The organism is Arthrobacter melezitosi (assembly GCF_054511055.1).
This window is the reverse complement of record NZ_JBTNDJ010000001.1, coordinates 517,546-528,969: the sequence shown is the minus strand read 5'-3', so window position 1 is coordinate 528,969 and position 11,424 is coordinate 517,546. Positions and strand designations below refer to the sequence as shown.

Sequence of the window (11,424 nt, the reverse complement as noted above, 5' to 3'; positions counted from 1 at the left end):
GGCCAGAAAGGCCGGGGTCCTTCTGGGAAAAACTACTTAACGACGATCGCCAGGACGTCGCGCGCCGAGAGAACCAGGTATTCCTGGCCGCCGTGCTTGACCTCGGTTCCGCCGTACTTCGAGTAGATGACGACGTCGCCTTCGGCAACGTCGACGGGAACGCGGTTGCCGTTGTCGTCGACACGGCCCGGCCCTACAGCTACAACTTCGCCCTCCTGGGGCTTCTCCTTAGCGGTATCCGGGATGACCAGGCCGGAAGCAGTTGTCTGCTCGGCTTCCAGCGGGCGGACAACAATACGATCCTCAAGAGGCTTAATAGAGACCGACACTCGGGCTCTCCTTTGCGTTCGTTACTAATGGAATGTAGGCCGTCGGTGCAGCACTGGCCGTCGTCGCGGTGCCGGCCGGCACTTTCCTCGGGATTAGCACCCTCCTAGTGAGAGTGCCAACCCTGACTTTATGCACTGGTTAGCACTCGGTCAAGGCGAGTGCCAGATCGCCCGGTTTCCGGGACCCCGGCCGGCGCCCGGCGGCGCGCAGCGCGGCCCCGGGCGCGTCGCCTAGGGTTGGACCATGGCTTTCGAGAATCCCCCCACCGACAACCTGGCACCGATCCTCACCCCGCAGGGCTGGGAGCTGCTGAACTCGCTGGGGCCCTACTCGGAGGCCGGCAGCCTGCAGCTGAGCGAACAGCTGCGCAGGTCCGGCCACGCCCCGGAGGTGGTGGCGGCGGCCCTGACCCAGTCCCGCCTGCGGGCCAAGGCCCACGCGAAGTTCGGCGGCTTCGCGGACCGGATGGTGTTCACCCCCGCGGGCCTTGAACAGGCGACCCGGCTGCGGGTCGCGGCCCACCACGCCCAGCGGTACGTGACGGCGGATCTGCTGCGGGTGGCGGACCTGGGCTGCGGGATCGGTGCGGACTCCATGGCCCTTGCGACGCTGGAACGGCAGGTGACTGCCGTCGAGCTCGATGAGACGACCGCGGCCGCCGCGACAATGAACCTGCTGCCCTGGCCGAATGCGTCGGTGCTGAACGCCGATGCGTCGAGCGTCGATATGACGAAGTACGACGGCGTGTGGCTCGACCCGGCCCGCCGCAGCACCTCGACCTCGGGCACGACCCGCCTGTTCGATCCCGAGGCGTTCTCTCCCCCGCTGTCCTTCGTCGAGGACCTCGCCGGCCGCGGCATCCCGGTCGGGGTGAAGCTGGGCCCCGGGATCCCGCACGAGGCGGTGCCGGCGGACTGCGAGGCGCAGTGGGTCTCGGTGGACGGCGACGTGACCGAGGTGGCCCTGTGGTTCAACGCGCTGCGCCGGCCCGGTGTGCGCCGCGCCGCCCTCGTGCTCAGCGCCCACGGCGCAGCCGAACTGACCAGCACCGAGGACTTCGGGGCGGGCCCGGAGGCGCCCGTGGGCGCACCGGAGGGCTACCTGTACGAGCCGGACGGAGCGGTCATCCGCGCGGGCCTCGTCGCCGACGTCGCGGAGCGGCTCGCCGGGCACCTCCTCGATCCCCGGATCGCGTACATCTGCGCCCCGGAGCTGCGCGAGACCCCGTTCGCCCGCCCCTACCGGATCGTCGAGACCCGGCCGTTCAACATCAAGGCCCTCAAGCAGTGGGTCCGCGCCGAAGGCATCGGCGTGCTGGACATCAAGAAGCGCGGCACCTCGGTGACCCCCGAGGAGGTCCGGCGCCAGCTGCTCAGCGGCTCCGGGAAGGCCCGGAAGAAGGCCACCCTGGTGCTGACCCGGATCGGCGACGACCGGGTGGCCCTTGTCGTGGAGCCGGTCCCGGCGCACCCCGCGCAGGACGCCTAGGGCGGCGCCGCCGTCCCCCGTCGTCCCCCGCCGGGTGGCCCGGGCGCGCCGGGACCCGGGCGTGTACCGGACGGCCGCGCCGCGGGCCAGCCGGAGAAATCCGCCGGGCACGGGCGCCGCTTCACTAGACTCGGGGCAACTCCGGAAAGCAAGGTGGCAGCCATGACCCCCCAACCATCGTCCCCGCGCCGCGGCGTCCTCTTCGACGTCGACGGAACCCTCGTCGACTCCAACTATCAGCACACGATCGCCTGGTGGCAGGCCTTCCGCCGCTTCGGGCACGACGTGCCGATGGCGGAGATCCACCGGGCGATCGGCATGGGCGGTGACAAGCTCGTCGAGCACCTGCTCGGTGAGGACCGCGACGCCTCCCTCGACGGGGAGCTCGACGCGACGCACGGCGCCGTGTTTTCGACCTACTGGCCCTCGCTGCGCAGCTTCGACGGCGCCGGCGACCTGCTGGGCCGCTGCTTCGACGAGGGCCTCGTCGTGGTCCTCGCCTCCTCCGCCTCCGGGAAGGAACTCGAGGTGCTCCGCAGCGTCATCGACGCCGACGCCGCCATCACCGGCGCCACGAGTTCCTCGGACGCCGAGAACAGCAAGCCCTCCCCCGACATCCTCCAGGCCGCCCTCGAAGCCGGCGGTCTTGAGGCGGCCAACACGGTCTTCGTGGGCGACTCGGTCTGGGACGTGTTCTCGGCGACCGAGCTCGACATCCCCACCATCGGCATCACCACCGGGGGCACCAGCGAGGCCGAACTGCGCGACGCCGGCGCCGCCGAGGTGTACAAGGACGTCCGGACGCTCCTGAGAAACTTCGCCGGCAGCCCCCTGGCGAAGCTGCTGACCTAGCGGCCCGCCGGTTACCCCTGCCGGGAGAACTCGCCCGCGGCGGCCACCTGCTCCGGGGTGGGACGCACCCCGGTGTAGAGCACGAACTGCTCCTCAGCCTGCAGCGCGATCACCTCGGCGCCGGTGATCACCGGCTTGCCCGCGCCGCGCGCGGCACGGATCAGCGGGGTCTCCGAGGGCAGGGCGACGACGTCGAACACCACCGAGGCCGCCTCGATCGCCGCGGCGGGGAAGGAGACCTCGTCGGCGTCCGGGCCGGCCATCCCCACCGGGGTGACATTGATCAGCAGCCCGGCGGTGGAGGAACCGACGTCCTGCTGCCACGCGAACCCGTACAGCCCGGCCAGGGCCCGGCCGGCCTCCTCGTTCCGCGCCACCACCGTCACGTCCCGGAATCCGGAGTCTCGCACCGCCGCCACGACCGCCTTGGCCATGCCGCCGGAGCCGCGCACCAGCACCGAATGGTCCGTGGACACCCGGTGGTCGGCCAGCAGCCGGGCCACGGCGAGGTAGTCGGTGTTGTAGGCAGTGAGGACGCCGTCGTCGTTGACGATGGTGTTGACCGAATCGATCGCCGTCGCCGAGGGGTCCATGCGGTCGACGAGGGCGATGACGTCCTCCTTGAAGGGCATGGAGATGGCGCAGCCGCGGATCCCCAGCGCGCGCACCCCGCCGATCGCCGCGGGCAGGTCCGTGGTGGTGAACGCCTTGTAGATGTAGTTCAGCCCCAGCTCGTCGTACAGATAGTTGTGGAACCGTGTCCCGATATTGCTGGGCCGGGCGGCGAGGGAGATGCACAGGGTCATGTCTTTATTGAGGATCGGCACGTGCCCATTGTTCCATCCGATCGCCGTGCGCGCCGGTGCGGGCCCTGCACTACGATTGGGCTCAGTTCTCATTCGCGATGACGCGCTGCCGAGGCGAGAAACCAGCACACAGTCCGGTACCGGTCAGGAGCCAGCCCATGAAGATCGATTTTGCCCGCTCAGCCCAGTCCACCCTGGGAGTGGAGTGGGAGCTGGCCCTCGTGGACCGGCACAGCGGAGAGCTTGTTTCGGCCGCCGAGGAGGTCCTGCGCGGGGTCACCGCGAACCATCCCGAGCTCCAGGACGACGAGGAACACCCCCACATCAAGCAGGAGCTGCTGCTCAACACCGTCGAACTCGTCACCGGCGTCTGCACAACGGTCGCCGAGGCGAAGGCGGACCTGAGCCGGTCCCTGGCCGCGGTGCGGGAGGTGACCGACCCGATGGGCGTCGAGCTGTTCTCCGCCGGGTCCCACCCCTTCAGCGCCCCCCGCTCCCAGCACGTCTCGGACAAGGAACGCTACTTCAAGCTGATCGACCGCACGCAGTGGTGGGGCCGCCAGATGGTGATCTACGGCGTGCACGTGCACGTGGGCCTCGATTCGCGGGACAAGGCCCTGCCGGTGCTGGACGGCCTCATCAACTACTTCCCACACTTCCAGGCGCTCTCGGCCTCCTCCCCCTTCTGGTGCGGTGAGGACACCGGCTATGCCTCCCAGCGGGCCCTGCTGTTCCAGCAGCTTCCCACAGCGGGCCTGCCCTTCCAGTTCCCGGACTGGCAGGCGTACGAGGCGTACGTCTCGGACATGTTCACCACCGGGGTCATCGACTCGGTGAGCGAGATCCGCTGGGACGTCCGCCCGGTCGGCAACCTCGGCACCGTCGAGATGCGGGTCTGCGACGGACTGTCCACCCTGCAGGACGTCGGCGCCGTCGCCGCGCTCACCCAGTGCCTCGTCGACGAGTTCTCCAGCCAGCTTGACGCCGGGGAAACCATCCCCACGATGCCGCCGTGGCACGTGCAGGAGAACAAGTGGCGGGCCGCCCGGTACGGCCTCGACGCCGTCATCATCCTCGACGCCTCCGGCAAGGAACAGCTAGTCACCGAGCACCTCACCGAGGTGCTCAACCGGCTGGAGCCGGTCGCCGCCAAGCTGGGCTGCAGCGATGAGCTGGCCGACGTCGAAACGATCATCACCCGGGGCGCCGGCTACCAGCGCCAGCGCCGGGTCGCCGAGGAAAACGGCGGCAACCTGCGGGCCGTCGTCCTCGACATGGTCGACCAGCTGCGCCGGTAGCGCCCGGCCCCAACGCGCCGCCGGCACAGGGACCCGGACCCGTGCCGGCCTGGCCGCCGGAGCACCCCCGTGAGAGGATCAGCCATGCAGATCGTCCTCTCCCCCATGCCCGCAGAAAGGCTGGGCCGCTGGCTTGCCGGCAGCATGAGCACCTATATCGACGAACGGGTGATGGCCGGGGAGACAATCGAGCAGGCCCGGGCCAACGCCGGGCGCTCCCTTCAAGCGTTCTTCCCGGCCGGAAGACCCGCCCCCGGCCACCTTGTCTTCGACTTGGTGGCGGAGGAGTCACCGGTGGGCTACCTCTGGATCGGGCCCACGGAGGAGCAAAAGGATGCCTGGTGGGTGTACGACATCGCCGTCGACGAACCGTTTCGACACCGGGGACTCGGCCGGCAGGCGATGCTGCTGGCCGAGGAGGAGGCACGCCGGAGCGGTGCGTCCTCGCTCGGGCTCAACGTCTTCGGGCACAATGGGCCCGCCCAACGGCTCTACGAACAACTCGGCTACACGACCACCGCAATCCAGATGAAGAAACAGCTGTCCGGCGGGGAGGCGGCCGGGGGCGCCGGGCGAACGGTCGAGGACCCCAGGGAAGGAACCCACCGATGAGCGAGGTGCACTCCTCCGACGGAACCCGCATCGGCTACGAAGCCCAGGGGGCGGGCCCGGCGGTCATCCTCATCGACGGCGCCATGTGCCACCGGGATTCGGGGCCGATGCGCGCCATCGCCCCCGGGCTGGCGGCGGCCCGCACCGTCGTGCTCTACGACCGCAGGGGCCGCGGGGCCAGCGGCGACACCCTTCCCTACGCCGTGGACCGGGAGATCGAGGACATCGCGGCCCTCATCGGCGCGGTCGGCGCTCCGGCCACCCTGCTGGGACTGTCCTCCGGAGGGGCGTTGGCCGCCCTGGCCGCGGCCCGCCTCGGCGGGGAGGTCGCCGAGCTGATCGTCTTTGAGCCTCCCTTCATGCCCGAGCCCGCCCGGCCGGGGGCCAGCGCCTATACGGCGGAGCTGGGTTCGGCGCTGGGCGCCGGAGACCGCGATGGTGCGGTGGCGGCATTCCTGGCCCGGGTCGGGATGCCCGGGCCTGCAGTCGAGCAGCTGAAATCCTCGCCCGCCTGGCAGGGGATGACGGCCCTCGCCCCCACCCTCGGCTACGACGACGCCATCATGGGCGACAGCAGCCTCCCGGCCGAACTGGCCTCCGTGACCGCCCGCACCCTCGCCCTGGCCGGTGGCGCCTCCCCGGGGTTCCTGCAGTGGGGTTCGCGCGGCATTGCGGAGCTGATCCCCGGTGCGGAGTTCGATCTCCTCGATGGCCAGGGCCACAATGTCGACCCGGGCGTTCTCGCCGGGCGCGTCAGCGACTTCCTTCGCCGGTGACGCTGCCGCACTCTGGCAGCGGGCGGGCGCCCCGGCGCCCCGCGCCGCTCAGGGGGCGGGCGGATCCCGGTCCGGGTCGGCGTCCTCTTCCTCGAGCCGGCTGGTGATCAGTTCCACCCGGTCGGCCTGGATCAGGCCCTCGTCGTTCTGGATGGCTTCGATGTCGCTGCTGTCGAGCTCCTGCGCCGGATCGGGTGTTTCGCTGGTCATGGCGTCCTCCCTGCTGTTGTGCCAGCCCTGAACCAAACCGGGCTGTCTCCGCCGATCGTACCGCTGCGCGCCCGCTGCGCCAGGCGTTCGTGCACGGTGCGCCCGCCGTCCTGCTTTCGATGGCTGGACTCCCCTTCCCGTGGTAGGTCGCTTCCCGTGGTGGGACGCTTCCCGTGGTGGGACCGGGCCGCCGCGCGCCGGCGTGCTGGGGCCCGTGCAGGACGGTCAACCCACCGGCATTCTTTCCTCCGGAAGCACGGCTGCGGGAACCACCCTGAACCCCCTGGCGATAAGCCAGATCCCGAGGAACAGCTCGAAGAGCCCGCCCGGCACACTGAAGATCATTCCGAGCCCGGCGAAGCCCAGCAGCTCCAGGACGGCCCCGGAGGCCAAGACCGCGTAGCCGGCCAGCCCCCAGACGGCGAGGAAACGCGGTACCAACCGGGCCCGCAGCAGCAGGGAGCAGAAGAAGACGCTGCCGATTCCGAGCCCGGCCATCGCGACCTGGTAGGAGAGGAAGTTCCCGTTGATGGCGAGCGCGCCAAGGCTCTGGAGACAGCCGGCGTCGAGTCCGCCCCCGGCAGCCTCCGTGCCTATCCCGGTCAGGGACAGGAGGCTCACGACGCCGACGGCGAGAAGGACCGCCTCGAAGATCCTCGAGGCGAGGTATCCCGCGGCGACGGCCCGGCTGTGCCGCACCCAGAACCGGGAACAGCAGCACCCCGATGCCGGTGACGGCGGCCGAGTTGAGCAGCATCAGCACCGCACCGACTGGAAACAGCGGGTTCGAGGACACCTCGGCGAGGACGTCCGGCGCCGCCGTGGCGGTCGAGGTGAGGATGCTGCCCACCCCGTAGGTCAGGAAGCCGCCCAGGAACAGCGCCCCCACCAGCCGGGCGGTCCTTGATGATTGCGTCTGCAGTTCAGTCATTGCGATGGTTCCCCTCACTGGGCCGCAGTGCGGCCTCCAACCTGATCAGGATTCCGGCCGGCACCCCGGCAGTACTGGAGCGGCGGCCTCGGAAAGTGCGTTCCCCGGGAGGAAGAGTTCTTCAGGGGCTGCGCCGGGTTACCTGACGGTGTAAGGTAGGGAACTGTCCCCACCATACGCCGTAAGGTAGGCTTTGGGAAGAGCGGGTGGGAACCGGCTGCGGAAATCCATGGAGGGACAGGGATGGCATCGACACGCGGGCCAAAGACCCACCGGGATCCCGTCTCCCGGGCGCGGGCGGTCCGGATGGCGGTAACCCTGGCCGACGCCGGTGGCCTTGAATCGCTGAGCATGCGCCGGCTCGCCCAGGCACTCGGGGTGGAGGCCATGTCGCTCTACTACCACGTGAAAAACAAGGACGACCTCATCGACGGCATGGTCGACCTCGTGTTCGATGAGATTGCCCTGCCTCCCGTGGATGCCCCGTGGCGGACGGCGCTGGAGGACCGCGCGCACTCCGCGCGCGCCGCCTGGGCGCGGCACCCGTGGGCGATCAGCCTGATGCGGTCGACGCCGGGCGCGTCGACGCTGCGGCACCTGGACGCCGTGATCGCCTGCCTCCGCGGGGCGGGGTTCTCGATGACGCTGACCGCGCATGCGATGTCGCTGCTCGACAGCTACGTTGACGGGTTCGCCCTCCAGGAGGCCGCCCTGCCGCTCAGCGAGGCCGGCGACGTCAATGCCGCGACCGAGGACATCCTGGTCCAGCAGCACATGGTGTCCGGCGCCTTCCCCCACCTCGCCGAGATGGCCGCCACCCATATCCTGAAACCCGGCTACGCCTATGGGGACGAGTTCGCGTTCGGCCTGGGGCTCATCCTCGACGGAATCGAGGCGGCGCACGGGGCCGCCTCCGATTAAGCCCCGACGCAGGAGTGCTCCCCCTCCGGGCTGGAAGGGGAGCACTCCTGTGTTTTCGGCGGGCTGCGGGAGGCGTGCCTACACCGTGGCGCGGGCCTTGACCAGCTCCAGGACCGCCGGGAACAGCGGGTGTCCGGCGTCGAGCCCGGTGATCCGGGTGACGGCCTCCTCCGCCGGGTTGTCCCCGATGATGCGGGCGAGCTCCTCGACCTCGGGGTCGGCCGGGTCGGAGAAGGCCAGTGCGGCCTCCATCGCCGCCAGCAGGGCGGCCGGGTGCACGCCGCCTTCGGCGAGTTCGGCGGCGGGGCCGACGAAGCGTTCGTGGCGCCCGAGCTTGCGCAGCGGCGCCCGTCCGACCCGCACCACGGTGTCCGGCAGGTGCGGGTTGGAGAACCGGCGCAGGATCTTCTGCACGTACGCCTCCTGCTCGTCGGCGGCGAAGCCGTGCTTGGTGACAAGCAGCTGCTTCGTCTCATCGAGCACCGCCCGTACCCGCTGCGCCACCCCGGGATCCGCCATCGCATCGGAGATCTTCTCCACCCCAGCGGCGGAGCCGAAGTAGGCGCAGGCGGCGTGTCCGGTGTTCACCGTGAACAGCTTGCGCTCGATGTACGGGGCGAGATCGTCAACATAGGTCGCCCCGGGGATGCTGGGTTCACTGCCGCCGAAGGGGGTGCGGTCGATCACCCATTCGTAGAAGGTCTCGACCGTCACGTCCAGGCCCTGCCCGGCCGCCTGGTTGGGCACGATCCGATCCACCGCCGTATTGGCGAAGACCGCCCGCGCCTCCAGTCCGCTCCGGTCCCCCGAATAGACGTCCACAATGGCCTGCCGCAGCAGGTCGGTGGCGTTGATGGCGTTCTCGCACGCCATCACCTGCAGCGGCTGCGCCTCCGGGGACCGCCGCCCGATGGCTGCGGCGATCACCGGAGCCAGGAACTTCAGCACCCCCGGCCCGACGGCGGTGGTGACCATGTCGGCCGTGGCGATCTCCTCGATCACCTCCGCCTCCTGCGAGCGGGAGTTCAGGGCCCGGTAGCCGTCCACCCTCTTGTCCGTGGGGTCCTCTCCGACCTCATGGACGGTGTAGGAGGGGGTGGAGGCGAGCTGGTCGATCAGCGCCTCGGCCACGTCGGCGAACACCACCTCGTACCCGGCTTCGTGGAGCAGCAGCCCCACGAAGCCGCGGCCGATGTTCCCCGCCCCGAAGTGCACGGCCTTCACTAGGCGTTCACCTTCCCGAAGAGGGCCAGGACCTCGTCGACGCTTTCCGCCCGGTCGAGGCGCGCCACCTGCTCCTTGTCGGAGAAGACGCGGGCGATGGCCGAGAGGATCGAGAGGTGTTCGTTGTTGACCCCGGCGACGCCGACCACGAACTTCACCTGCTTGCCGTTCCAGTCGATGCCCTCGGGGTAGCGCACGATCGAGACCGCCGAGCGCCGGATGTACTCCTTGGCGGCGTTGGTGCCGTGCGGGATGGCCAGGAAGTTGCCCATGTACGTTGCGACCGAGCGCTCGCGCTCGTGCATCGCATCGATGTAACTCGGGTCGACGGCTCCGCGGTCCACCAGGAGCTGTCCGGCCTCGTTGATGGCATCGGCCTGGTTGGTGGCGGTCCCCCGCAGGACGACGCTGCGCTCGGCGAGGACTTCCTCCCCGGCGGGCTGGGCCTGCTCGGAGATGTCCGGCGCACCGCTGTCCGGCTCCGGGGTGCCGTCACCGGCGTTCTGGGTCCGGGCCAGCTCCACGATCTCGTCGTACCGGGGGCTGTTCATGAAGTTGTCCACCGACACGTGGGTTGCGCCGGAGGTCAGCGGTCGGGCCCGGTCCGTCAGGTCCTGGTGGGTAACCACGAGGTCGTAGGAATCGGTGAGGTTCGCGATCGAGGAGTTGGTGACCGTGACGTCGGTCAGCCCGGCCGCCTTGAACTTGTTGCGGAGCACGGAGGCACCCATGGCGCTGGAGCCCATGCCCGCGTCGCAGGCGAAGACGACATTGCGGATCGGCCCGGCGGTCGCCTCCCCCTTGGCCCCGATCAGGCCGGAGACCGAACTCTTGCGGCCCTTGAGGTCCTCCATGCGGGCCGTGGCGTTGCTGAGGCTGCCGTCGTCGTCGGCCGGGTTCTTGGTGGTCTTGAGGATCACCGACCCGATCAGGAAGGACACCGCGGTGGCGAGCAGCACCGACAGGGTGACCCCGACATAGCTGTCGGATGCGGTCGCCGCGTAGACGGCGATGATGCTGCCGGGCGCCGCCGGGGAGCGCAGGCCCGCCCCGGTGATGACGAGGGTCAGGATGCCGGCCATGCCGCCGCCGATCGCGGCGAGGATCATGATGGGCTTCATCAGCACGTAGGGGAAGTAGATCTCATGGATGCCGCCCACGAAGTGGATCAGGGCCGCGCCGGGTGCCGAGGCCTTGGCGATGCCGCGGCCGAACAGCATGTAGGCGAGCAGGACGCCGAAGCCCGGGCCGGGGTTGGCCTCGAGGAGGAACAGGATCGACTTGCCGTTCTCCAGGGACTGCTCGGTGGCCAGCGGCGTGAGGATGCCGTGGTTGATGGCGTTGTTGAGGAAGAGCACCTTGGCCGGTTCGATCAGGATGCTCGTGAAGGGCAGCAGCCCGTTGGTGACGAGGAAATCCACGACGGCCCCGGCCGCGTTGCTGAAGGCGGTGACCAGCGGACCGACGGCGAACAGGCCGAAGACCGCCATGATTGCCGCGACGATACCGGCGGAGAAGTTGTCGACGAGCATCTCGAACCCGGGCCGGATCTTCGTGGCCCACAGCCCGTCGAACTTCTTCATGATGAACGCCGTCAGCGGGCCCATGATCATGGCGCCGATGAACATCGGGATGTCGGTGCCCACGATGACGCCCATGGTGGCCGCCGCTCCCACGACGCCGCCGCGGAGCCCGTGGACCATGCGCCCACCGGTGTAGCCGATGAGCAGTGGGAGCAGGTAGGTGATCATCGGACCGACGAGTCCGACGTTCGGCTCTCCTGCCGCGTTCTCACCGAAACCGCCAAGGACGCCCACCGGGAAGAAGCCCTTCTCAATGAAGAGCGCGGTGATGATGCCCCACGCGATGAAGGCCCCGATATTGGGCATGATCATTCCGGACAGGAAGGTCCCGAATTTTTGGACGCGGACCCGCGCACTGGTGCGGGGCGCCGCTTCTGCTTGTGTTGCCACGTG

General features: G+C 69.6%; 12 protein-coding genes. 6 read left to right on the top strand and 6 right to left on the bottom strand.

What is annotated here, in order from left to right; genetic code table 11:
- Positions 1-32: 32 nt before the first annotated feature.
- Positions 33-329: a co-chaperone GroES gene (gene groES / locus ACX80W_RS02630; protein ID WP_459278926.1), complete on the bottom strand. Its 297-nt coding sequence runs from the start codon at positions 327-329 to the stop codon at positions 33-35.
- A 244-nt stretch (positions 330-573) separates the two neighbouring features.
- Here groES and ACX80W_RS02625 point away from each other — a divergent pair, with 244 nt between their 5' ends.
- Both ACX80W_RS02625 and ACX80W_RS02620 read left to right on the top strand, forming a co-directional pair.
- Positions 574-1,818, top strand: coding sequence for a THUMP-like domain-containing protein (locus tag ACX80W_RS02625; RefSeq protein ID WP_459280139.1), 1,245 nt, complete (start codon positions 574-576; stop codon positions 1,816-1,818).
- A 162-nt stretch (positions 1,819-1,980) separates the two neighbouring features.
- Positions 1,981-2,670 carry an HAD family hydrolase gene (locus tag ACX80W_RS02620; protein ID WP_459280137.1) on the top strand — a complete coding sequence of 230 codons (690 nt, stop codon included), beginning with the start codon at positions 1,981-1,983 and terminating at the stop codon, positions 2,668-2,670.
- An 11-nt stretch (positions 2,671-2,681) separates the two neighbouring features.
- Here ACX80W_RS02620 and ACX80W_RS02615 read toward each other — a convergent pair whose 3' ends face one another.
- Positions 2,682-3,476, bottom strand: coding sequence for a shikimate 5-dehydrogenase (locus ACX80W_RS02615; RefSeq protein WP_459280202.1), 795 nt, complete (start codon positions 3,474-3,476; stop codon positions 2,682-2,684).
- 158 nt (positions 3,477-3,634) lie between these two features.
- Here ACX80W_RS02615 and ACX80W_RS02610 point away from each other — a divergent pair, with 158 nt between their 5' ends.
- The 3 genes from ACX80W_RS02610 (at position 3,635) to ACX80W_RS02600 (ending at position 6,162) form a co-directional block, all read left to right on the top strand.
- Entirely contained in the window at positions 3,635-4,774 is a 1,140-nt protein-coding gene (locus ACX80W_RS02610; RefSeq protein ID WP_459280135.1) for a glutamate--cysteine ligase, read from the top strand.
- A gap of 84 nt (positions 4,775-4,858) precedes the next feature.
- Complete coding sequence (locus ACX80W_RS02605) at positions 4,859-5,386, top strand: GNAT family N-acetyltransferase (RefSeq protein WP_459280133.1); 528 nt, start codon at positions 4,859-4,861, stop codon at positions 5,384-5,386.
- Positions 5,383-6,162, top strand: a complete 780-nt coding sequence (locus tag ACX80W_RS02600; RefSeq protein ID WP_459280131.1) for an alpha/beta fold hydrolase — start codon at positions 5,383-5,385, stop codon at positions 6,160-6,162. The genes ACX80W_RS02605 and ACX80W_RS02600 overlap by 4 nt, the downstream gene beginning before the upstream one ends.
- A gap of 48 nt (positions 6,163-6,210) precedes the next feature.
- Here the strand turns inward: ACX80W_RS02600 and ACX80W_RS02595 are convergent, their stop codons facing one another.
- The gene (locus tag ACX80W_RS02595; RefSeq protein ID WP_459280129.1) at positions 6,211-6,372 is read right to left on the bottom strand and encodes a hypothetical protein; all 162 of its coding nucleotides are present in this window, start codon (positions 6,370-6,372) and stop codon (positions 6,211-6,213) included.
- Positions 6,373-6,597: 225 nt separating this feature from the next.
- Positions 6,598-7,071 (bottom strand): DUF4386 domain-containing protein, encoded by a 474-nt coding sequence (locus tag ACX80W_RS02590; protein ID WP_459280127.1) that lies wholly within the window; start codon positions 7,069-7,071, stop codon positions 6,598-6,600.
- A 475-nt stretch (positions 7,072-7,546) separates the two neighbouring features.
- Here ACX80W_RS02590 and ACX80W_RS02585 point away from each other — a divergent pair, with 475 nt between their 5' ends.
- The gene (locus ACX80W_RS02585) at positions 7,547-8,224 is read left to right on the top strand and encodes a TetR/AcrR family transcriptional regulator (protein ID WP_459280125.1); all 678 of its coding nucleotides are present in this window, start codon (positions 7,547-7,549) and stop codon (positions 8,222-8,224) included.
- Between the two features lie 78 nt (positions 8,225-8,302).
- Here ACX80W_RS02585 and ACX80W_RS02580 read toward each other — a convergent pair whose 3' ends face one another.
- Together ACX80W_RS02580 and ACX80W_RS02575 are read right to left on the bottom strand one after the other, a co-directional pair.
- Positions 8,303-9,448, bottom strand: coding sequence for a mannitol-1-phosphate 5-dehydrogenase (locus tag ACX80W_RS02580; RefSeq protein WP_459280124.1), 1,146 nt, complete (start codon positions 9,446-9,448; stop codon positions 8,303-8,305).
- Positions 9,448-11,421, bottom strand: coding sequence for a PTS mannitol transporter subunit IICBA (locus ACX80W_RS02575; RefSeq protein WP_459280122.1), 1,974 nt, complete (start codon positions 11,419-11,421; stop codon positions 9,448-9,450). Before ACX80W_RS02575 ends, ACX80W_RS02580 begins: the two co-directional genes overlap by 1 nt.
- Positions 11,422-11,424: the final 3 nt, after the last annotated feature.

Excerpts from the sequence above, each read along its gene's own strand:
- ACX80W_RS02605 (WP_459280133.1), top strand. The coding sequence starts at position 4,859 with ATGCAGATCGTCCTCTCCCCCATGCCCGCAGAAAGGCTGGGCCGCTGG.
- ACX80W_RS02615 (WP_459280202.1), bottom strand. The coding sequence starts at position 3,476 with ATGACCCTGTGCATCTCCCTCGCCGCCCGGCCCAGCAATATCGGGACA.
- ACX80W_RS02600 (WP_459280131.1), top strand. The coding sequence starts at position 5,383 with ATGAGCGAGGTGCACTCCTCCGACGGAACCCGCATCGGCTACGAAGCC.
- ACX80W_RS02595 (WP_459280129.1), bottom strand. The coding sequence starts at position 6,372 with ATGACCAGCGAAACACCCGATCCGGCGCAGGAGCTCGACAGCAGCGAC.
- ACX80W_RS02625 (WP_459280139.1), top strand. The coding sequence starts at position 574 with ATGGCTTTCGAGAATCCCCCCACCGACAACCTGGCACCGATCCTCACC.
- ACX80W_RS02620 (WP_459280137.1), top strand. The coding sequence starts at position 1,981 with ATGACCCCCCAACCATCGTCCCCGCGCCGCGGCGTCCTCTTCGACGTC.
- ACX80W_RS02585 (WP_459280125.1), top strand. The coding sequence starts at position 7,547 with ATGGCATCGACACGCGGGCCAAAGACCCACCGGGATCCCGTCTCCCGG.
- ACX80W_RS02610 (WP_459280135.1), top strand. The coding sequence starts at position 3,635 with ATGAAGATCGATTTTGCCCGCTCAGCCCAGTCCACCCTGGGAGTGGAG.